General features: G+C 58.1%; 19 protein-coding genes. 9 read left to right on the top strand and 10 right to left on the bottom strand.

Annotated elements, in window-relative coordinates; all coding sequences use genetic code 11:
• Positions 1 to 123 precede the first annotated feature (123 nt).
• Complete coding sequence (locus HMPREF3158_RS05295; RefSeq protein WP_070497589.1) at positions 124 to 1347, top strand: amidohydrolase; 1224 nt, start codon at positions 124 to 126, stop codon at positions 1345 to 1347.
• Here HMPREF3158_RS05295 and HMPREF3158_RS05290 read toward each other — a convergent pair.
• Both HMPREF3158_RS05290 and HMPREF3158_RS05285 read right to left on the bottom strand, forming a co-directional pair.
• Complete coding sequence (locus HMPREF3158_RS05290; protein ID WP_070497587.1) at positions 1344 to 2264, bottom strand: ribokinase; 921 nt, start codon at positions 2262 to 2264, stop codon at positions 1344 to 1346. The two genes, HMPREF3158_RS05295 and HMPREF3158_RS05290, sit on opposite strands and share 4 nt — an antisense overlap.
• A gap of 258 nt (positions 2265 to 2522) precedes the next feature.
• Positions 2523 to 3890, bottom strand: coding sequence for a hypothetical protein (locus tag HMPREF3158_RS05285; RefSeq protein ID WP_062035720.1), 1368 nt, complete (start codon positions 3888 to 3890; stop codon positions 2523 to 2525).
• Positions 3891 to 4415: 525 nt separating this feature from the next.
• Between HMPREF3158_RS05285 and HMPREF3158_RS05280 the strand changes: the two genes are divergently transcribed.
• The gene (locus HMPREF3158_RS05280) at positions 4416 to 4967 is read left to right on the top strand and encodes a hypothetical protein (protein WP_061920882.1); all 552 of its coding nucleotides are present in this window, start codon (positions 4416 to 4418) and stop codon (positions 4965 to 4967) included.
• Between the two features lie 42 nt (positions 4968 to 5009).
• Here HMPREF3158_RS05280 and HMPREF3158_RS05275 read toward each other — a convergent pair whose 3' ends face one another.
• Positions 5010 to 6980 carry a fructose-specific PTS transporter subunit EIIC gene (locus HMPREF3158_RS05275; RefSeq protein ID WP_062035719.1) on the bottom strand — a complete coding sequence of 657 codons (1971 nt, stop codon included), beginning with the start codon at positions 6978 to 6980 and terminating at the stop codon, positions 5010 to 5012.
• A 131-nt stretch (positions 6981 to 7111) separates the two neighbouring features.
• Between HMPREF3158_RS05275 and HMPREF3158_RS05270 the strand changes: the two genes are divergently transcribed.
• The 3 genes from HMPREF3158_RS05270 to HMPREF3158_RS05260 all read left to right on the top strand — a co-directional run bounded on the left by HMPREF3158_RS05270 (position 7112) and on the right by HMPREF3158_RS05260 (position 8477).
• A complete protein-coding gene (locus HMPREF3158_RS05270) occupies positions 7112 to 7360 on the top strand; it encodes a hypothetical protein (RefSeq protein ID WP_129720980.1) in 249 nt (82 codons plus the stop codon).
• 173 nt (positions 7361 to 7533) lie between these two features.
• Positions 7534 to 7944, top strand: coding sequence for a hypothetical protein (locus tag HMPREF3158_RS05265; protein ID WP_223197716.1), 411 nt, complete (start codon positions 7534 to 7536; stop codon positions 7942 to 7944).
• A 62-nt stretch (positions 7945 to 8006) separates the two neighbouring features.
• Entirely contained in the window at positions 8007 to 8477 is a 471-nt protein-coding gene (locus tag HMPREF3158_RS05260; protein WP_083291047.1) for a gluconokinase, read from the top strand.
• Positions 8478 to 8527: 50 nt separating this feature from the next.
• Here HMPREF3158_RS05260 and HMPREF3158_RS05255 read toward each other — a convergent pair whose 3' ends face one another.
• Positions 8528 to 9922, bottom strand: a complete 1395-nt coding sequence (locus HMPREF3158_RS05255; protein ID WP_070497591.1) for a GntP family permease — start codon at positions 9920 to 9922, stop codon at positions 8528 to 8530.
• A 334-nt stretch (positions 9923 to 10256) separates the two neighbouring features.
• On the opposite strand from HMPREF3158_RS05255, the gene HMPREF3158_RS13375 reads away from it, so the two are divergent.
• Positions 10257 to 10535, top strand: coding sequence for an integrase core domain-containing protein (locus HMPREF3158_RS13375; protein ID WP_082787629.1), 279 nt, complete (start codon positions 10257 to 10259; stop codon positions 10533 to 10535).
• On the opposite strand, the gene HMPREF3158_RS05250 is transcribed toward HMPREF3158_RS13375, so the two are convergent.
• Entirely contained in the window at positions 10488 to 11696 is a 1209-nt protein-coding gene (locus tag HMPREF3158_RS05250; protein WP_235591306.1) for an ATP-binding protein, read from the bottom strand. The genes HMPREF3158_RS13375 and HMPREF3158_RS05250 overlap by 48 nt on opposite strands.
• A gap of 890 nt (positions 11697 to 12586) precedes the next feature.
• Between HMPREF3158_RS05250 and HMPREF3158_RS05240 the strand changes: the two genes are divergently transcribed.
• The 3 genes from HMPREF3158_RS05240 to HMPREF3158_RS05230 all read left to right on the top strand — a co-directional run bounded on the left by HMPREF3158_RS05240 (position 12587) and on the right by HMPREF3158_RS05230 (position 16090).
• Entirely contained in the window at positions 12587 to 13426 is an 840-nt protein-coding gene (locus HMPREF3158_RS05240; protein WP_062035715.1) for a PTS sugar transporter subunit IIAB, read from the top strand.
• 9 nt (positions 13427 to 13435) lie between these two features.
• A complete protein-coding gene (locus HMPREF3158_RS05235) occupies positions 13436 to 15010 on the top strand; it encodes a PTS ascorbate transporter subunit IIC (protein ID WP_070497583.1) in 1575 nt (524 codons plus the stop codon).
• Positions 15011 to 15115: 105 nt separating this feature from the next.
• On the top strand, positions 15116 to 16090 hold the full coding sequence (locus tag HMPREF3158_RS05230; RefSeq protein WP_062035713.1) for a nucleoside hydrolase: 975 nt from the start codon (positions 15116 to 15118) through the stop codon (positions 16088 to 16090).
• Here HMPREF3158_RS05230 and HMPREF3158_RS05225 read toward each other — a convergent pair.
• The 5 genes from HMPREF3158_RS05225 to HMPREF3158_RS05205 form a co-directional block, all read right to left on the bottom strand.
• Positions 16087 to 17403: an amino acid permease gene (locus HMPREF3158_RS05225; RefSeq protein ID WP_062035712.1), complete on the bottom strand. Its 1317-nt coding sequence runs from the start codon at positions 17401 to 17403 to the stop codon at positions 16087 to 16089. The genes HMPREF3158_RS05230 and HMPREF3158_RS05225 overlap by 4 nt on opposite strands.
• A gap of 15 nt (positions 17404 to 17418) precedes the next feature.
• The gene (locus HMPREF3158_RS05220) at positions 17419 to 18696 is read right to left on the bottom strand and encodes an arginine deiminase (protein WP_062035711.1); all 1278 of its coding nucleotides are present in this window, start codon (positions 18694 to 18696) and stop codon (positions 17419 to 17421) included.
• A gap of 159 nt (positions 18697 to 18855) precedes the next feature.
• Positions 18856 to 19149 (bottom strand): hypothetical protein, encoded by a 294-nt coding sequence (locus HMPREF3158_RS05215; RefSeq protein WP_141741003.1) that lies wholly within the window; start codon positions 19147 to 19149, stop codon positions 18856 to 18858.
• Between the two features lie 23 nt (positions 19150 to 19172).
• Complete coding sequence (locus HMPREF3158_RS05210) at positions 19173 to 19400, bottom strand: hypothetical protein (protein ID WP_062035709.1); 228 nt, start codon at positions 19398 to 19400, stop codon at positions 19173 to 19175.
• Positions 19401 to 19488: 88 nt separating this feature from the next.
• Entirely contained in the window at positions 19489 to 20103 is a 615-nt protein-coding gene (locus tag HMPREF3158_RS05205) for a cation efflux transmembrane domain-containing protein (protein WP_062035708.1), read from the bottom strand.
• Between the last annotated feature and the right edge of the window lie 11 nt (positions 20104 to 20114).

Here is a 20114-nt window from a genome sequence, read left to right as displayed (position 1 = left end):
CCACGGAGTTGACAACCTATATAGGAACACCCCCGATGATGACGGTGGTGAGGTTGGCAGGGTATGCGGCGTCAAGAGTGCGTTCTCTGCAAGCGGTGACCGGGCGGACATAAGGTGGGAAATATGACGCAGCTGTATGAATCTTTGGAAACGTATCTGGAAAAGACCAAGACGCAGCGTGAGGAGCTTTATAAGTGGTTCCACCAGCACCCGGAGCTCTCGCTGCAGGAAGCCGAAACCAAGGCACGGATTATCAAAGAGCTGGAGGCGCTTGGCGACGTCGAGGTGGTCGACGTCGGGGCCGGCGTCGTCGGAATTCTGCGCAACGGCGCTGGCCAAACCGTGGCGATGCGTGCCGATTTCGACGGCTTGCCAGTGAAGGAAGCCTCCGGCGTGGACTATGCCTCCACTGCAACGCAGATCTCCGCTAAGACGGGCGAGGAAGTTCCGGTCGGGCACATGTGCGGCCACGATATGCACACCACGTGGCTGCTGACCACCATCGCATTCCTGGCAGAAAACCGCGAGCAGTGGTCCGGCACTTTCGAGGCCGTATTCCAGCCCGCCGAGGAGATTGCCGAGGGTGGCAAAGACATGGTTGCGGCGGGAATCACGGGCAAGATTCCGGTCCCCGATGTCATGCTGGGCCAGCACGTCATGGGCGCGCTGCCGCTGGGGCATGTTGCGACCAACGAGGGCATTAGCTTCTCCCAGGCTTCCACTGTGAAGGTAACTGTGCGCGGCGTCGGCTCGCATGGCTCCATGCCGGAGAAGGGCGTCGACCCAATCGTGCTTTCCTCCTCAATCATCATGCAGCTGCAGACAATTGTCTCCCGTGAGCTACCGGCCAGCGAGCGCGCGGTGGTCTCCGTGGGCACGATTCACGGCGGCACGAAGTCCAACGTGATTCCGGATAAAGTCGTGTTCGAGCTCAATACCCGCTGCTACTCGCAGGAAGTCGAAGACCACATTCATGCCTCGATCGAGCGCATCGTGAACAATCAGGCCGCCGCGGCGGGCGCGCCGGAGCCTTCCTTCGAATACTCCGATCGCTTCCCAGTGCTGGACAATGACCGCGATGTAACTGCCAAGGTCACCGAGTCTATGCAGACCTTGTTGGGGGAGGAGCGCACGGAGACCTTCGCGCCTCTCGTGGCCTCTGAGGATTTCCCGGATATCCCGAATGCCTTTGGCACACCGTATTGTTTCTGGGTTGTCGGCGGCTTCCCAACTCCGGAGAATGCACCGGGCAATCACTCTCCGCAGTTCGTCCCTGAGCTGCACCCCACCCTGGAAGCAGGTGCCGAGGCCACGGTTGCTGCGCTTTGCCCTTGGCTGGCGGTTTAAGGAAGCTGCGCTTTTAGATCCGGGTAGGAAGGCTGGGCGCCGCGGCCCAGCGCGGCGAAGGCGCCGACGCAGGCGGCGTGATGGGCGGCGTCGGTAAGCGTGGCCCCTTGTAGGAGCTTCGCCACGAGCGCGCCTGTGAACGCGTCGCCAGCGCCCGTTGTGTCCACCGCTTTGATCTGTGGGGTGGGAATCGGCGTGGTGCCCTCGGCATCCGCCACGATGGCCCCGTGCGGTCCAAGCGTTAACACCACCGCGGCAAAGCCTTCGGCGCGCAGGCATTCTACGAGTTCTTCTGGTTCATCGCCCGGCGTCTGCGCCCCCAGTTGCTTGAGCACCAACCCCGCCTCGTGTTCGTTAACCACGAGTGGGTCTGCCTGTAGGAGCGCCTGCTTATCGACGTCCACCACCGGCGCCAGGTTCACCACCACGCGGGCGCCTACCGCGCGTGCGAGTTCGACCGCCTTCTGGAATCCTGCGGCGGGAATCTCGCCCTGTAGCAGCACCAAGTCCGCCTTGTGCATTGCCCGCGCGTGCTGTTGAACGAACTCAGCGTCTACCCGCGCATTCGCGCCGGGGACCACGACGATGGTGTTCTCGCCATCGGCTGCGACCTCGATTACCGCAAGGCCCGTGGTGGTGGAATCGAGGTGTTCGACGTGGCTGAGATCGACGCCCGATGCTTCTAGCAGTTCCATGGCTGGGCCTGCGTAGGCATCATCGCCGACTGCACCCACGAATGAGATGCTGGCGCCTTGGCGTGCCGCAGCTACCGCTTGGTTTGCGCCCTTGCCGCCGGCGAGCACCTCGCCACCGCTGCCGATGAGTGTCTCGCCCGGGGTGGGGTGGCGTTCCACGCTAATCATCAAGTCGGCGTTGATCGAGCCGACGACTACGCATCGCGGCTGTTTTGCAGTCATGAAGTTTCCTTTGCGTTTGTGCCTTGTGTGCTCCACTCTAAGAGTCCGCGTCCGGGCTTGGGGTGGCGCAAGGGCGCAATTTGCCAAATATTGGGGTGATTTCGGGAAGTTTTGGCGCCTTGTTTGGCAAATTGTGCTGGATTGACCCCGATGGGCGTGCGCAAAACTGGGAAAGCCGCTCCCTATCTTCCAGCCCCTGAGAAGGGAGCTGAAGGAAGATGTGGAGCGGCTTATCTAAGCAGCGGATGCTTGCAGGGCTTAGAAGGTGCCCTTAACCTGCTTGCCGAAGTCGTTGACGGTTGCCTTGCGGGAGTCAACGTTCTGGTCGTTAGCCTGGGAGTTGTCGCCTTCCAGACGGCCAATCTGGGTGACCTCGATGTAGTTGTGGATGCGGCCTTCCTTGGTGTCGCCATCGCCGAAGTCGAGGTTTGCAACGCGAACCTTCTCGCCAGCGTTGATTGGGTTAGCCAGGGTGACCTCGAAGGTGCGGGTGGAGGTCTTCTCGTTGAAGCCCAGGTCACGGATGTGAGCGCCGTTGGAAGAACGTGGGGTGATGAGGCGGTCAACGCCCTTCGGGCCCTTGTCGGTCTTCACGTCAACGCGGTACTGAACTGCAGGGAAGGTGCCGTAGTAACGGTCAGAGCCAACGTTTTCCAGCTGCAGAGCAACGGTGCCTGCGAAACCGGAGTGCTTAGCGCCGGAGGTGGTGAAGAAAGGCTTCAGGTCGAGCTTCTGCTTCTCGTCAGACTTCTCGTCCTTCTTTACCTCTTCGAGCTTTGCCTTGTCAGCTTCCTCTTCCTTCTTAGCTTCAGCCTCGGAAACAGGTGCCTCGGTTACCGGAGCCTCGTTGTCCTTGACAACCTCAGCGTCAGCCTTCGGATCCTTGTCCTCCTGCTTAACCTCTTCGGTGTTCTGTGCGTCCTTGTTAGGAGCGAAGGAGTCAGCGATGTCGTCGTACAGCTTGACGCGAACCTCGTTCTTGACTGGCTGCATTGCGGACCAAGCAGTCGGGGTGGACCAGGTGCCGTTAGTCTTGCAGTACTGCTGGGTGCCGGTCATGTTCAGAACGCGGAAGCCGTAAGTTGCTTCACCGGTGTGGTTTGGCGGAACGTCGTAAGGTCCGATGGACTGGCCAGCCTCCCAGGACAGGGAGTAGGAAGCGGAAGCGCCGATCTTGGTAGCGATCTCGTGGGAGATGCCTGCGGAGCCCTTGGAGTTCTTGCCGGAGACGTCGCCGCCCAAGTTCATGGAGGTGGTGCTGGTGCGGTCGCCGTTGACCTCCAGCTGGATGGACTGAGACTTGGACAGATTCTGCTGCAGCGGAATGTCCTTCTTAGTCTGGTTGGTGGTGGAGATGGTGCCAGCTGGCATGAAGGTGTCAGTTGCCTTGTAGACAACGGTGCGGTGGTCTTCCCATGGGTTGCAGACCGGGCGTGGGTTAAGGACGTTAGCCTTCATGTGGTCGGAACCGTGGGTGGTGTGGATGATTGGCAGCTTTGCGTTGATGGCCGGAGTCTCTGGGTAGGACTCGGTGATGGTTTCAGCGTTAGCTGCTGGCATCATGAGCGTGCTGCCGGCGATGGCAAGGCCGGCGAACAGGCCGGCGGAGCGACGACGGATAGACATGTTTAGTTCTCCTCGAACGACTGGAGGTGGACGTATTTTTGGCGAGTTACGCACGGCGAATACGTTGGCGGTGCGTGACGAAGACCTACGCTAGCGACTGTTTTTCAGTGACGCACGATAGAGATGTATTGACAATTAAAGATAGAAATTCACATAAGTGCCATGAACGCTGTAAACAGCTTCGGTGGAAAATTAACGCTGACTGGGAATTTTCCAAATTAGGACTACATCGTGCGAAAAGTGTTCTTGTCCGAACGATCACAAACTAAAGTATGATTACTTTCAGGGGTGATCCTTATGTGGAAAATGGCTAAATGGCGGTCCTCGAAAGGCGGAAAATCCGTTTTGCTGGCTCAGCCCCGCGCTTCACCTTGGGATAGCCTGTGCAAATTAATGACTGGGATGTATTGTCACGTGGCTTATCGCGCCCAGTGGTGAGGATAACACCATGCGGGCTAATGTGCTCGGCTAACAGCATTTGGAAACCAGATTACCTTAATAGTTCAAATGCCATAACCTGAAATCATGAGCGCCAAATCCCCAGAAAATCTCTTGCTTTATCTTTCTGAAGAGCAAGAACGGGCCATCGCCGAGCTATTCGACGACCTCGTTCGGCGTGGCCTGCCACGCCAGAATCAGCGCCCGCACATCACTATTACTTTCGCCCAATCCATGGCCCCCGAGGCAGTGGAACTGGCCGCTGAACTGCTTCCGCCGCTATTGCCAGCAACTTTTCAACGGGTGGGAACCGTAGTATTCGGAACGCGCTCGAAGCAATCAATCGCTTGGCTTCTGGAAACAACCGATGAGTTCGAAGCGGCCGCTCGGGAGATTAGCGCGGCCAATCCTGAATCACGAGGGGCCCGCTGGACCCCGCATATAACGATGGGACTTCGCATCCCGCGCGACGAGGTCGGCCGCTATATCGACGTCCTCGATGCCGCTACGAACGAGGCCACCCGCACCGCTGCACGCAGCGGCGGGCACTTGCTGAAGGAATTTACTGCGGCCCAAGCTGCGTACTGGCGGCCGGCGACTGAGGAATTGCGGGTGCTATGGGGAGATCGAGTAGCGTGACGAGCACCCGCTAAGCGGGGGATTTAGCGTTTAGTTCAAGAACTATTGCGCCGGGGTGGGAACAGCGACTGCATCGCCCACCAGGTCGATGACCTCTTCGCGAGTGCCCGCAGCACGCAGTTGTGCGCGGAAATCTTCCTTCATCAGGCGGCGGGCCAGCTTCGACAGAATCTTGAGATGCTGATTGCCGGAGCCTTCCGGAACAGCGATGAGGAATACCAGGTCGGTTGCCTCCTCGCCCTCGGCCCACTGAATGCCGGGCTTGGGAAGACGGGCGAAAGCCAGGGTTGGGCGCGTAACTCCTGCAGTGCGGGCGTGCGGGATCGCAACGCCATTGCCGACGCCGGTGGAGTGTTGCTCTTCGCGGGCTAGTGCGGCGTCGACAAGCGCTTCGGCGTCGGAAGTGCGACCGGCGGCTGCGATGGAAGCGACGAGCTCGCGAATGATGTCCTCGCGGTTGGTACCACGCGTGGTCTCAAGCGCGACCGTATCGGGCAGAAGCAGGGCATCGCTATCGCTGGCGCCTTCAGTAGGAGTTGCTTCCGACGCCGCGGCACCCTTCTTGGCGGTGATACCGACGAGTAGGAGGATAAGCGCGGCGTCGACAAGAATGCCGGCCGCCAGGCCGATGATGAATCCGCCAACGTTGTCGACGGCGCCCAGCAGCGCCACGATCGGGCCGCCGTGCATGACGTGATCCTCGACGCCGAGCTGTCCCGCGATGGCGCCCGCGACGGCACCGCCGATGACGTTAGCCGGAATGACCTGCAGCGGACGAGCAGCGGCGAGCGGAATCGCGCCCTCGGTAATTCCGAACATACCCATGAAAAGGGCGGCGATACCGGAATCGCGCTCGGCCTTGTTGAACCAGCTGCGGCGAACCAAGGTGGCGACGCCGACGGCTAGCGGTGGCACGGCAATCGCCGTTGCCGCCATGCCCATCGGTGCCGCGTTGCCAGCCGCGATGAGGCCGCCACCGAAGAGGAAGGCGGTCTTGTTGAAAGGCCCGCCCATGTCGAAGGCAATCATCGCGCCGATGACAGCGCCGAGTATGAGCACGGAGGAACCCTGCATGCCGGCGAGGTAATCCGTCATGGCCTCGAAGGCAGCGGCGACTGGATGACCGATGATGTAGATGAACGCCAAGCCCACGATGAGTGTGGTGAGAATCGGAATGACGATGATGGGCCAGATCGGTGCGACGTACTTGCCCACCGGGATCTTCTTGATGGCCAGGGCAACATAGCCGGACAAGATACCTGTGATGATGCCGCCAATGAATCCGGCACCCGCATCCGATCCGTAGAGCGAACCCGTCGTGGCGATAAGGCCAGTGATAAGGCCCGGTGCAAGACCTGGGCGGTCCGCAATGCCCACGGCGATGTAGCCGGACAAAATCGGCACCATCAAAGAAAACGACAGGGCACCTAGTTGATTAATGGTGAACCAGAAGCTGCCTTCCGGAATGGCGATGCCTTCCGGGGTAGGGGTGCCGCCGATGGACAGTGCGACCGCGATGAGCAGACCGCCCGTGACCACGAAGGGGATCATGTGGCTGACGCCATTCATCAGGGACTTATATAGCGTCTGGCCAAAGCCGCGCAGCCCCGAATCGACAGTACCTTCCGTGCGGCCTCCCGCCGGGGTGGCGCTCTCGGCGGAGTCACGCCGGGCCTCGGCTGAAGTTAGCGCCGTTGCCTCCAGTGCGCGGCCCAGCAGCGCCTCCGGGCGGCTAATGGCTTCGTCTACGCCGGTAGCTACGAGCCGCTTTCCGACGAAGCGGTCCTTAGCCACCACCGTATCCGCCGCGATGACAACGGCGTCTGCTGCATCGATGTCTGCTTGCGAAAACTTCCCCTCGATTCCAATGGAGCCGTGGGTTTCCACCTTAAGCTCGTAGCCCAGCTTTTGCGCCGCGGCCTCAAGGTTTTCCGCCGCCATGTAGGTATGTGCGATTCCCGTAGGACAGGCCGTGATGGCAAGCAGCCGCGGCCTTGATTGCGATGTACTCATAAAAGTGATCTAACAGGACGGGGAATCGGGAATCTAGCGGTGGTGGTATTTGGCCTGAGAAATGAAGTGAGGGAAGAGGGAGTTGAATTGCGATAGTGTTTTGGATGTACGTGCTAATTGGGAAAGGGAGAATGAAGATGATCAAAAAGGGCGACAAACTGGACTTGTCAGGCGTATTCGACGATGTAGGCATTACGCTAAAACGCACTGATGATAAAGATGTCGGCGAATATCAGTACTCAATTCCACTATCTTTCAGTGACGATCCAGCATCTATTGCTGGTGCTGTGGATGTGTCATCTTCCGGCGAAATCTTAGGAGTCGAGCTCGTGATGATTCAACAGGCTATAGCTAATCCGAAGCCTTCAAATCATGAGTAGCCAGTAACGTTTGGCCGCATTGGAAGTCAGACAATTGGGTCCACTGCATTGAGCCTGTAGGTACTGCTGAATTACGTACCTCGCCCCATGTCGTGTTGGGTGAAGGCGAAGCACTGTTAATAACGTGTGGAAAATCCATTTTGTGAGACTGATTAGCGTGGTAGGTTGCGTTTATGAATAAGTTCTCTCGTGTTTGTGCTCGTGCTTTGACAGTTGGGCTTTTGTCCCTTGGCGTGGTTAGTGGTGGTGGCGTGGGTGCGACTGCGCCAGAGGCTGCCGCGTTGACGCCGGAGGAGCAGCATCAGTTCCTAGTTGATCCGGTTGGGGCAGTCTTGTGGCAGGGAATCAAGGGTTCCTCTGATGCGCTGAACAGCAATCGCGGTGCGGCGATGGCAGCGTCGTTCTATTCGATGAATTCGCCGGCACCCGGTATCGGCTTGCCTGCCTTTGATCGTTGCGTGCAAGGCGTGGGTTCCTCCACCACGGTTCCCGGAGTCCGTTACGTGGTCGGCGGATTGTGCGCGATGTTGGACCCGGCCGCGCGAGCGGAGATTGAACGTATCAACTTCACCCCGCAGTACTAGGCTTGAAGGCTGTGAACTCTACTAAGGTGAACACGGAACTCGCCCATAAACACGTCATCGTGATGGGAGTGTCCAGCTGCGGGAAATCCACGGTGGGGCAGCTGCTGGGAGGTCAGGTCGGCCTCGTCTTTAGGGACGGCGACGACATGCATCCGGCCGCCAACATCGAAAAGATGTCCGCGGGGCACGCGCTTAACGACGCCGACCGCTGGCCCTGGCTCGAAGCAATCGGGCAGTGGATGCAGGGGCAAACCGAAGGCGCCATCGTGGGATGCTCAGCGCTTAAGCGTTCGTACCGGGATCTGATTCGCACCCATGCGCCGGATACATTCTTCGTTCATCTGCACGGCAGCTACGAGCTTTTGCTGGAGCGCATGCAAAACCGTGCAGGCCACTTCATGCCGGTATCGCTTTTGCAATCGCAGTTCGAAACGCTTGAGCCGCTCGATGAGGATGAGCCGGGGATCGTGCTCGACGTCGCACAAAGCCCCGCAGAATTAGCTGCCGAAGCAGCGAGGTATCTGCGGGGCTAGATGCCCTAAACCGTTGTGGCTTGGCTTTCTTGGACTGAGGCTAACTGGGGCTAAAGCGCTGCAGTAATCCCAAAGATAATAAGCACGAAGACGAAGCCGACGAAGGAAACGAGTGCCTGGTTGAGGGTCCACGTGCGCAGCGTGGTTGCCACGTCCATGCCCATGAGGCGGCCGACCAACCAGAAGCCCGAGTCATTGACGTGGCTGCCAAAGACCGAACCCGCGGCGGTGGCAAGCACGATAAGAGCAAGCTGCACCGCAGAGTAGTCTGCTGCTTCCACAGCCGGGACCATGAGCGCTGCTGCAGTGGTAAGAGCCACGGTGGCAGAACCCTGCGCAAGACGTAGCGCGACCGCAATGAGGTAGCAGGCAAGAATGACAGGAATTCCGAGGCCTGCCATCGAATCAGCCAGAGCATCGCCGATTCCAGAAGTACGTAGCACGCCGCCGAACATGCCGCCGGCACCGGTAATCAGCACCACCGAGCAAATCGGCCCCAGGGAAGACTCCATGGTCTTTTCAATCGCGGTCTTATCCATTCCGCGTTTGAGCCCGAGCGCAATCATCGCGGCAATCGCCGTGATGAGCAGTGCGATGGGGGTCTGGCCTAGGAAGATGAAGAATTTCACCCAGGTGGCATCGCCCGAAATGTGGCCGGCGGAGGAAAGCGCCGACAAGCCGGTGTTGCCAAAGATAAGGAGCATCGGAATAAGAAGAATTCCGATGACCGTCGCCGGTGAGGCTGGCTTTTCCGGAAGCTTTTCATCCGCCACGCGTTCGCCGGTCAAAATATCGCCGACAACGAAGGGGTACTTCTTGCCCAAGTGAAGGCCCAGGCGGTAGCCGGAGAGGTACCACGTCGGCAGCGCCACAAGCAGGCCGAAGACCAAAATGAGGCCGATGTCAGCGCCATAGAATTCGCTGGCCGCGACAGGACCCGGGTGGGGCGGAAGGTAGATGTGCATTACTGAGAACGCGCCGGCCGCGGGAATACCGTAGGCGAGAACCGGGCCGTTAAGGCGCCGCGCCACTGCGAAGATCACCGGCAGCATCACGATCAAGCCAGCGTCGAAGAAGATGGGGAAACCCATAATCAGCGAGGCAACACCCAGCGCAAACGGTGCTTTGTTTTCGCCGAAGAGTTTCACCAGGGCGTCGGCAAGCGATTTAGCGCCACCGGAGGTTTCAACCAAGCGCCCGATCATGGCGCCCAAACCAACCAACAGTGCAACGGAACCAAGCGTTGAGCCGAAGCCCTTGGTTAGCGTCGGTACTACGCCTTCAAGAGGGATACCGGCAACCAGCGCAGTCAGAGTAGAAACTATGGTCAACACGATGAATGCGTGAACCTTGAAGTAGATCACCATGACCAGAATCAAGGCAACCGCGGCAGCTGCTATCCCCAGCAGAGGGCCGGTTGTAAGCACCGGCTCCCAGGTTTCCATGACGTCCATGGAACTAATCCTTTCTTAAGTTACGGCCTTGCTGTCAAGCCGTAGTTGTGAGTCAGATTATCATCGGAAATAAGCGTGGATATAACCACTCAAATGTGACTTTCGTACCTTGCAGCTCAAATTGGAACCCAAGTGTCATCCGTATACTCCCGGCGGATCGTATGGGTGGGCGTTATTAGATTCCGTGGGCACCGAAGCTTTGTCGCGGCAAGCTCTCAAACAGGCGATCGTGTGTGTTTAGGAAACAACAGGTCTCATTGATCATTCGGATCACGGGTGGCAGTATGTCGGTGTTGTCTATAACGAGTGATTTGCCCAGCACGGGATTGCCGCTTCCACCGGGACGGTTGGCGACTTATATGGCAATGCTCTGGCCGAAAACGTTTACGGCTCCTATAAGAACGAGCTCGTCCATTCTCGCAGTTGGGATGACGGTGTCGAGGTAGAAATCGCGACGCTCAAATGGGTGTGCTGGTGGAACGAGACTAGACTCCACCAAAACTCGGGGCACCTCACTCGGTGGCCATCATGGCCGTGCATGAATGCTGAGTCCGAGTTAATAGTCGAGGTTTTCTGCTACGAGTCCTGCTGCATGTTCACGTAAATAGTCGCGTAGATACGGAAGTGCGAAGTCAACTTCACCGCGCCGAGTATTGATGATCATCTCTGCATCGAGCAATCGACGGCGATAATTGCTCACGTAAGAGTCGGAACGGTGGAAGCGGGCCTTGATGTCCGCGATTTTTGATGGTCCGGGATCTTGGGCCATATAAATTAGGAATGTTCTGTCTACGTCAGAAAGATCTGCCAAAGCGGGTTCGTGGACAAGTTGTCCAAGTTTTCTTCGTGCGGTGGCGACCCCTCTTTCCGCGGCGTTAACAGTAATTTGTGAAGCATCGCCATCGGTTGGTTCTTTTTCGCGGAAGGAGCATTGACCCACCAGCTGGATCATGAATGGGTAGCCTTGGCACGCAGATACCGCAATCTCCAGAGCTGAAGGGGACCACGAGACGGTTTCGTTGCGGAGGGGTTCTTTGAGGGCGTCGCGGACGTCTTCGTCTGAAACTGGCCCAAGCTCGATCCGGTTGGCACGGCGCAAGAAAGTTACGGGATTGGGGCTTACCCCATCGTTTAGTTTCCCGGACAGTAAAGGCTTGATTGAAGAAGGGATTCCTGCCATTGCGACTGCGATGTCTTCACCTTCACGGACAAGATGTTGGATAGTTGCTCCGAACTCAATGAGTTCGTCACTTTGTTGGTGATGCATCTCATCAAGGGTGATCAATACTCCGCTAGGTTGCTGACCGGCTCTGCGATCTTGCTCTTGTTTGAAGCTCAATAGATCTTTAAGAGCATTGCGCAGGGAGTAAGTGGACTCGGCAATGGCTTTAGTGTCCCAGTTAACGCCTGCTCCAACTCCCAGAATTGATACGTTTAGGCCTTTGAGCTGTGACCGTTTATCGGAAAGTCGCCGGATAATATCGTTGCGAAGCCGCTCGACAAATCCAGATGTCGCCGTTTCGCTGAGAGTGAACCACCCTTGCTCGCTGGCTGTATCCTCAAAGGCATTGAGCAGGACTGTTTTTCCGATACCCCTCGGACCAATAATTAGCGAAATTCGTTCATGGGCACCTGAGCCTTCCTCGAGTGCGAAAGCGAAGTCGCGGATAGCCTCGCTGCGTCCCACAAGCAGTGGTGGGGTGGCGCCGAGGGTCGCTTTAAAGGGGTTTCGCTGGAGGCTCATACTCACATCGTAGCGAAACATCCCTATGAAGACTTATGAAGTTTATGAAATTTATGAAGTCTTTGAAAACCTATGAAGATTGGAGCTCGGTTAAGTCCTGGCAATTGCGAGAAAACTCTTCAGTTTGCTCGCGGCCTTCGGGTCAGAAAACGCTCAACCACGTGAGGATGTAGTCGGCGGCCTTGAGGCGTACGCCTTCGGAATTGATGCGCACGAAGACGTCCGCCATAAGACGCTTGTCAGCCGCGCTTTGAAGGTGGACAACATCAAATTGGTATTTGAGTAGGTCGGATAGCTTGGCAAAAGTATCGTGGTTTTTCTCCCTAGCTATCGGTGAGCTCTCCGCCTGCTTCCTCGTATCGGCGAAGGAACGTACTTGTTGCCTTGTACGGACTGTCGAAAACAGTGGAGATGTCTGCAACCCATTCAGGGGATTTGGCAATTGGAGGGGTACGGAACTCGAACTTTTCGCTGAAAGGATTGAACGCGATCGTGATCTTCTTCTTGCTGTAGTTGAGAGCACGGACAGAGTATCCCTTGATTGCTGCATGCAAGCTGGTGAGACGCTGCTGGCCGTCGATGTTTGGGTGTTGTCCTACATAGGGCGCGTCGTTGTTGATGGAGCGGCCAGGAGACCGTTCGAAATATTGAGGCCATTATGTGGCCTTTTCCGCGACACTATGGAAACAGATCGTGAATGGAAAACTTTCGGCCTGCTCTGCTTGACGGTGTGCAAGTGTGAATGCGGCTTCCATTCTTGGGCTGCGTGATAGGGCAGAAACGAGTGTTGAATGGCATGTGTCTAAATATTCGTCAACGGTTAGGTAAACGTTTGCATACCTGGTAATTACTTTAGCTAGGGCTGGTCATATCCTTCTTGGCCAGCAAAGAGTAAAGGTAGGAGGACACGTATGTCCATGCTGAATGCGTTGCTCGCGGAGGATGCGGTTGATCTGCACGGCCGTGCTGGTGACTGGCGTGAAGCTATTGAGTTGGCGGGCGGCTTGCTCGTTGGGGCGGGTAAGACCAGCCCGGCATACACCGAGGCGATGGTGCGCTCGGTGGAGGAAAATGGACCGTACATTGTGGTCGCACCGGGCTTCGCTTTTGCCCACGCGCGGCCGTCGGAGGCAGTGCGCGAAACGGCGTTGTCGTGGGTCCGCCTGGATCGACCAGTGGAGTTCGGTTCCAAAGCCAATGACCCCGTGAATCTTGTCGTAGCACTTGCGGCGAAGGATTCATCCGAGCACCTGAAGGCAATGAAAGAGCTGGCTGGGCTGCTCGGGAAGAAGGACGTGCGTGCGCGTCTGGATTCTGTAGAAAGCGAAGCTGAGCTGCGACAGGTGCTTGTGGATGTTGCGAACGGTGGGGTAGGAGCGGCGTCGGCAAGCGCGGCTCCTGCAGCTGATCACAGTGACGCGCGAGAGGGCGCCGAGCACCAGATCGCGGCTGATTCGGTGGCTTCAAAAGGCAAAATCTACACCGTGTGCGGCAATGGCTTGGGCACGTCGTTGTTCCTGAAGAACACGCTGGAGCAGGTCCTCGATGAATGGGGCTGGGGCAAGTACCTCACCGTCGAGGCAACAGACACGATTTCGGCCAAGGGGCGTGCGAAGGAAGCTGACTTCCTGCTGACCTCCGGGGAAATCGCTGCAACGCTTGGCGACGTCGGGGTGCCCGTCCACGTCATCGAAGACTTTACGAACATGTCCGAAATCGATTCTGCTCTGCGCGAGCTTTACGACGTCTAAGGAGCACTCATGGATGTCTTGTTGAACATTGCCAACTTCTTGGTCAATGAAATTCTCTCCGTGCCGGCGTTCCTAATCGGCATCATTACCGCGGTGGGTCTCGCCGCAATGGGCCGTGGCGTGGGCCAGGTCCTCGGCGGCGCCATCAAGGCCACACTCGGCTTCCTCCTGGTGGGCGCGGGTGCCGGCTTGGTCACCGCCTCCCTTGAGCCGCTCGGCGCCATGATCACCGGCGCCACCGGCGCGCAGGGCGTGGTGCCTACCAACGAGGCCATCGTGGGCATTGCCCAAGACCAGTTCGGCTCCCAAGTAGCCTGGATTATGATCCTGGGCTTCGTGGTCTCGCTGATTCTGGCCCGGTTTACCCCGATGAGCTACGTGTTCCTGACCGGCCACCACGTGCTGTTCATGGCCACCTTGCTGACCATGGTCCTTGCACCTGCTGGATACTCTTCGTGGATCGTGGTTGCCTTCGGCGCCGCGTTGCTGGGTATCTTGATGGTGTCCCTGCCTGCCATTGCACACCCGTGGACGCGCCGCATCACCGGCGACGACTCCATCGCAATTGGTCACTTCGGCACCGCCGGCTACCTCGCTGCCGGTGCCGTGGGCAAGGCAGTTGGCGGCAAGGGCGAGAAGATGTCCAAGTCCACGGAGGAGCTCAAGCTTCCCGAAGGCCTGCGCTTCCTGCGTGACTCCATGGTGGCTACCGCACTGTCCATGGCTCTCATGTACATCGTGCTCGCCGTCATGTTCATGGTGCGCGCTGGTACCGAGGAGGCCTTCACTGCATTCGAAGGCGGTGCCACCAACGTGGGTAACTACCTCATGCAGTCCTTTACCCAAGGCCTCCAATTCGGCGTGGCCGTGGCCGTGATCCTCTTCGGCGTGCGCACCATCCTGGGCGAACTCGTCCCTGCATTCCAGGGCATCGCCGCCAAGGTCGTCCCCGGTGCCATCCCGGCTCTGGACGCGCCTATCGTCTTCCCGTACGCACAAAACGCCGTGCTGGTGGGCTTCATCTTCTCCTTCATCGGTGGCCTCATCGGCCTCGCTGTTCTGGCCGCATGGCTCGGCCCAACATTCGGTGTGGCGCTGATCCTGCCAGGCCTCGTGCCGCACTTCTTCACAGGTGGTGCAGCGGGCGTCTACGCCAACGCAACCGGCGGACGCCGCGGCGCCATCTTCGGTGCGTTTGTTAACGGCCTCATCATCACCTTCCTGCCGGCCTTCCTCCTGGGCGTGCTCGGCTCCTTCGGCGATGCTAACACCACCTTTGGCGACGCCGACTTTGGCTGGTTCGGCCTGCTCCTGGGCTGGTCCTCCAAGGACGGCGGAGCGTTTGGCCTCGTGCTCATCGCTGTACTTGGCTTGGTCGTCTTGGCCCTGGGCTGGTTCTCTCAGCGCAAGCTTGTGGCCACCAACTGGGACCCCACCCCGTGGCGTGAGCAGCCGGGCGCTGCCACCCCAAAGGCTGAGGCATCTGGCGTTAAGCCATTAGCCGCTGGCCAGACCGCAGCTTCGAAGAAGTACCCCAAGGTGCTTCCTCCGAAGGGTGCTCCGGTTCCGCCTTCGAGGGTCTAATTTCAACTGCGCGCAAGGATGTACTTGCGCGCTTTTTTGCGCGCCCGTGCACAGGATAAATTGGAGGCCTAACTAGCCCGATGTCCACACTGCTTAAGGAAGATAATGTCTACCGTTCCTTTCATTCTCGATACCGATACTGCTCAAGACGATTGCGTAGCAATCCTGGTTGGCTTGTTGAATACGCGCGCGGATTTCCGTGCTATCACGATGGTGGCTGGCAACGTGGGCTTTGAGCAGCAGATTAAGAATGCGCACATGACCTTGAATGCGGCGGGCAAGCTGGGCGAGGTGCCTATCTATGCCGGTTGCTCGCAGCCGATGCTGCAGGAGTGGGCCTCGGCAGAAGACGTTCACGGTGACGGTTCGGGAGGCCTCAGCATGGACTTTTCAGGTTGCGAGGTAGAAAAAGAGCATGCTGTCGACGCCCTGTTGCGTATCACCGCGGAGAACCCGGGCGAGGTATCCGTGGTGGCAATCGGGCCGCTGACGAATATCGCAACGGCGGTGGTCAAAGACCGCAACTTTGTAAAGAACGTGAAATCGCTCTACATCATGGGCGGTTCCAACAATGGCCGTGGAAACATTACGCCGGCCGCGGAGTTTAACTTTTACGTCGACCCGGAAGCGGCGCAGATTGTCTTCGGCGCTGGTTTTGAGGACATCGTCGTGATGCCGTGGGATCCAGTGACCTTCAATGACGCCACCATGCCGCGCGCGGAGTATGACCAAAAGGTCGCGGTGGGCACCCCGATTGCCAAGTTTTTCAAGGCCATGTGCGATACCACCTTGGACTTCGATGAAGCCGCCGGTATTGGCGGTTCCACCCACCCGGATTCGATGACGCTAGCAACGCTGTTGCACCCAGAACTCATCCAAGAATCCGGGCGCTACAAGGTAGACGTGGTCACGGGCAACGGTATTACGCGAGGCTATGCGGCAATGGCCTGGGAGACCTTTGGCTTGGAAGCTAACGCGACCGTCATCGAAAAGGCGGACCGCGAAAGCTTCTTTGGCTTGCTTGGCGACGTCCTGGAAACCCAGACCAACCCAAACCGTCCGATTCAGAAAGCGGACTAGAACAGGTCCCAGATGGTGACTGCCAGAATCACCGAACCAAAGAAGAACACAAAGTAGTTCCACGGGTCATGGCGGTAGGCCTTGTACTCCTTGACCCGGTGGAACATGTAGACCGGAAGCAGGAAGATAAGGACCGCATCGAAGACGCCACCCACCAAGTAGATGAGGTTGAGGATTGGCGGATTGAACACTGAGACCAGCGTGCCGGTGACAAAGATGAACGTGTAGACGATGGTGAGCAATCCGCGGCGGTTCAGACGGTTCGCAGTGCGTGGCGCGATGAGGCGCACCATATAGGAGGTGCCCTCCTCAGCACCGAGCATGGTGCCGAAGTAAGAGGTAATAATCGCGAAGATAACGACCATCGGGGCCAGCCAGGCAAGCAGCGGTACGCCGGTGACGTTGGCGAAGTAGGACAGCACTGGCAGGTTCTGCTCCGTTGCTTCCTTCATGCCATCGGCGCCCAAGGCCAACACGCAGGACCAGACGAAGAACATCGTGAAGATGACCAGCAGAGCGGCGGTGTAGAGCTCGATGCGGGTAACGCGCTTTTCCGTCTTCTCGCCGTAGGTTGGCTGCATATCCACGGAGAATTGGGAAAGGCCGGCCATGTGCGAAAAAGAAAAGGCAAGCACCGGAAGAATCAGTACTGAGCCGAGCAAGATATACGGCCAGCTGCCATCTTGATATTCCACTTCCATGAAGGAACGCAGGTCCCACTGCGGGATCAGATAGATCGAGGTAGCAGCCAAAGAGATGATGAGCGGATAGACCAGCGCCTGCGCCAGCCACAGCATGGGCTTGCGGCCGATGGCGAAGATGCCGGTCAGGATGCCCACGCACAGGACCGAAAGAACCCAGCGGTTAATGGATGGTCCGTGGAGCTGATTGACAATGAAGCTGTCGATGGCGTTGGTCAACGAGATAGCGTAGATGAACACCGTGGGGATGTTCGCCAGCGAGTACATCAATGCCACGAAGAGGCCGGTATGCCGGCCCAAGTACTTGCGTACCAGCTCGAGGACGTCAAGCCCGTGGTCTTTGACCGGAGCACCCGAGACGATGCGCGCGTAGGTGCGGTGGGAGAAGTAGACCACTGGGAAGATGATGGCCGTAGCAAAGGCCAGCGGCCAGAAGCCAAAGGTGCCCGCCTGTAGCGGAAGGAAGAGGATACCTGCGCCCATCGCGGTGCCGAAGAGCGCGAGCACCCAGCCCAGCGCAGTACCTTCGGTCTTCTTACCCTCGCGACCTACTGGGGAGGCAGTAGATGCGGTCTCGTCCGCGGCGGGCGCGGCAGTGTCATATGTTGTCATCGGCTAGTTCTCCCCTTAGTAGTCCACTGCATCGCGCACGATAGGGCAGGTCATGCAGTGTCCGCCACCGCGACCACGGCCCAGTTCGGCCGAGCCGATCTCGATGACTTCGACGCCGGCGTCGCGAAGCTTGGCATTGGTGTGTTTGTTGCGATCGTAAGCCACGACCACTCCGGGCTCCAAGGCAACCACGTTGTTGGCGTCATCCCACTGCTCACGCGCCGCGGCATAGGAATTGCCGCCAGTTTCTACGACGTGGAGCTTATCCAGGCCGAGCGCTTCCTCGACCACCGTGACGAAGTGCTTGTCTGGGCTTTCGAGTTCCAGCTTTTTCTGATCATCTGCAGGGCGCAGGATAAGCGGACGGATGGTATCCACCACGCGCGGATAGGCGGTGGCCTTGTCGGCGTCGAGGAAGGTGAACACGGTATCCAGGTGCATCGAGGCGCGATCTGGGGCCATGGCTGCGATGATGACCTTTTCTGCTGCACCCGCCTTGAACAGGTTGCTGGCCAAGCGGCTCACACCCTGCCAAGTAGTGCGCTCGCCCATGCCCACTAGGACCGCACCATTGCCCACCGGCATGATGTCACCGCCCTCGAGGGCGGCAAGGCCCGGATCCTCGTCGGTGTCGCCGTACCAGAACTCAAAGGATGCGTTGGCAAAGCGCGGATGGTAGCGGTAGATAGCACGCGTGAGCATCGTCTCCTGGTGGCGGGCAGGAAGGCGCATCGGATTCAACGAGACACCGCCGTAAATCCAGGCGGAGTTATCGCGGGAGAACTGGCTATTGGGCAGAGGACGCAGCGCGAACTCATCGGGAGCGTACACGTTGCGCATGGTGTCAATGACGCCATGGCCGAGGCCCTTGGGGATTTCGTTGAAAGGCACTCCGCCGATGAGAAGTTCGGCCAGAGTCTTGTTGTCCAGCCCGCTAAACCACTCGCGCAATTCGCTGCCCACGCCCACGCCGACGTTCTTATCCAGTAGCTTGTTGCCGAGGATGAACTCGCGGCCTTCCTTGGTCGCCAGCGTTTCTTCTAGCAGGACGCGCATGTGCAACACCTCGACGCCGCGGTCTTCCATGCGGGCTACGAACTCATCGTGGTGGCGCTGCGCTTCCTCGACCCACAGGACGTCGTCGAAAAGCAGCTCCTTGCAGTTGTTTGGAGTGAGCCTCTCGTGTGCCAGGCCGGGGCGGCAGACCATTACCTGGCGGAGTTTGCCTACCTCTGACCAAGCGCCGAGTTGCTGCCCGTCTTTGTTACCGGAGGTTTCAACAGAATCCATCATGTAAATCTGTGCCTTCCTTTTCAAGTATTTGGTGCTGGAGGCAACAGTAACTAAACCCTTATGAGTTATGGGTCACATGGCGAAATGAATAGTAATTTGAATCATACATATCATTCATGCTGCTGGTAGTGCATAAGATTTGCATAATTCACAAAAGATTCAGGAATCTCGCGTTGCACCCGTCTGGGGGTAGGACTCGTCGTAGGAGGCGGGGAGAAGCGCGACGACGATAATCGTCGCGATGACGACGGCGCAGAAAACCAAAACCCACGGCCAAAACTTGATGAAGATGCTGATACCTACCAAGGCACACAGCACGGCCAACAGATAGGTGGTGCCGCGTCCGGCCTCTTGCTCCTCCCGCTTGGCGGCTTCCAAAGCCTTTGCCATGCGTGCCGATTCGCGGGCTTTTTCCGCGAAAGCTTTGCTGCGGTATCGGTTGGGAATTTCCATCGTGGTCACCATGGCATTCCCATCTAAACCAAAGCGGCAGCCATCAGCGCCATGTAGACCAGCAGAACCCCAGACAGGATGCCTAGGAACACGGTATCTAAGTCGCGTTCCTGCTTGCGTGCCTCAGACAAGGCTTCACGCTCGAGCTTGGCGACGCGCGCCATTGCCTTCTTGTTGGACTGAATCTGGGAGCGTTCCTGTGCGATGCGTTCAGGCGTCAGGGCTGGCATCTGCGTGGTCTGGGACTGCATGAGAGATCTAGGTTCCTTCCTTATCGAGGTCAGCGATTCTGATAAGGAGTATGGAGTAAAAGTCCCAAGGACCCTCGGAAAATGGGGATTATTCCTCTAGCTCTAGTTCCGGGTCTTCTGCCTGGGCGGCTTCTAGAACTTCCTTCGCAGCGCTCAAGTTGATAACTCCTACTACAATGCCGACAGCGATGTCCGGCCATGGGCTAAACCACCAGATGGTGATAACGCCAGCCAGTAGGATAAGAAGATTGGCCGCTACGTCATTACGGGCCGCCAGCCAAGCACCCTTGGTCAGCGCGCTTCCATGCTTGCGCAGACTAAGCAGCAATACCGCGCAAAGTAGGTTGATGAGCATAGCAAATACCGCGGTACCGGAAAGCAGGAAGGCTTCTGGCGGAGTGCCGCTAATCATCTTCCAGATTGCAGTGGCAAAGGCCGCGATTGCCGGAATGAGGATAAGTCCCGCAAGCCCGTAACTTGCTTTCCGACGCCCCGCTACCGACCATCCAAGCGCCGCCAAGACGAGTGCGTTGATGAGGAAGTCTTCAAGGAAATCCGCGGCGTCGGCAAGCAGTGAAGCCGAGCCGATGTGCCAGGCCATGGCCACTTCAACGATGAAGCCAAACAGGTTCAATGTGGCAACCCCCGCCACCACGCGCCGGGCGCGGGTGCCGAGGGTGGAAGAAGTTAGTTCAGAGCTCACGGAGCTCGATA

It is taken from the genome of Corynebacterium sp. HMSC06G04 (genome assembly GCF_001807365.1).
Classification (GTDB): Bacteria; Actinomycetota; Actinomycetes; order Mycobacteriales; family Mycobacteriaceae; genus Corynebacterium; species Corynebacterium simulans.
This window is presented reverse-complemented; position numbering and strand designations above follow the sequence as displayed.

Coding starts and splice junctions, on each gene's coding strand:
- HMPREF3158_RS05295 (WP_070497589.1), top strand. CDS start 124: ATGACGCAGCTGTATGAATCTTTGGAAACGTATCTGGAAAAGACCAAG.
- HMPREF3158_RS05290 (WP_070497587.1), bottom strand. CDS start 2,264: ATGACTGCAAAACAGCCGCGATGCGTAGTCGTCGGCTCGATCAACGCC.
- HMPREF3158_RS05285 (WP_062035720.1), bottom strand. CDS start 3,890: ATGTCTATCCGTCGTCGCTCCGCCGGCCTGTTCGCCGGCCTTGCCATC.
- HMPREF3158_RS05280 (WP_061920882.1), top strand. CDS start 4,416: ATGAGCGCCAAATCCCCAGAAAATCTCTTGCTTTATCTTTCTGAAGAG.
- HMPREF3158_RS05275 (WP_062035719.1), bottom strand. CDS start 6,980: ATGAGTACATCGCAATCAAGGCCGCGGCTGCTTGCCATCACGGCCTGT.
- HMPREF3158_RS05270 (WP_129720980.1), top strand. CDS start 7,112: ATGAAGATGATCAAAAAGGGCGACAAACTGGACTTGTCAGGCGTATTC.
- HMPREF3158_RS05265 (WP_223197716.1), top strand. CDS start 7,534: ATGAATAAGTTCTCTCGTGTTTGTGCTCGTGCTTTGACAGTTGGGCTT.
- HMPREF3158_RS05260 (WP_083291047.1), top strand. CDS start 8,007: ATGGGAGTGTCCAGCTGCGGGAAATCCACGGTGGGGCAGCTGCTGGGA.
- HMPREF3158_RS05255 (WP_070497591.1), bottom strand. CDS start 9,922: ATGGAAACCTGGGAGCCGGTGCTTACAACCGGCCCTCTGCTGGGGATA.
- HMPREF3158_RS05250 (WP_235591306.1), bottom strand. CDS start 11,696: ATGTTTCGCTACGATGTGAGTATGAGCCTCCAGCGAAACCCCTTTAAA.
- HMPREF3158_RS05240 (WP_062035715.1), top strand. CDS start 12,587: ATGTCCATGCTGAATGCGTTGCTCGCGGAGGATGCGGTTGATCTGCAC.
- HMPREF3158_RS05235 (WP_070497583.1), top strand. CDS start 13,436: ATGGATGTCTTGTTGAACATTGCCAACTTCTTGGTCAATGAAATTCTC.
- HMPREF3158_RS05230 (WP_062035713.1), top strand. CDS start 15,116: ATGTCTACCGTTCCTTTCATTCTCGATACCGATACTGCTCAAGACGAT.
- HMPREF3158_RS05225 (WP_062035712.1), bottom strand. CDS start 17,403: ATGACAACATATGACACTGCCGCGCCCGCCGCGGACGAGACCGCATCT.
- HMPREF3158_RS05220 (WP_062035711.1), bottom strand. CDS start 18,696: ATGATGGATTCTGTTGAAACCTCCGGTAACAAAGACGGGCAGCAACTC.
- HMPREF3158_RS05215 (WP_141741003.1), bottom strand. CDS start 19,149: ATGGAAATTCCCAACCGATACCGCAGCAAAGCTTTCGCGGAAAAAGCC.
- HMPREF3158_RS05210 (WP_062035709.1), bottom strand. CDS start 19,400: ATGCAGTCCCAGACCACGCAGATGCCAGCCCTGACGCCTGAACGCATC.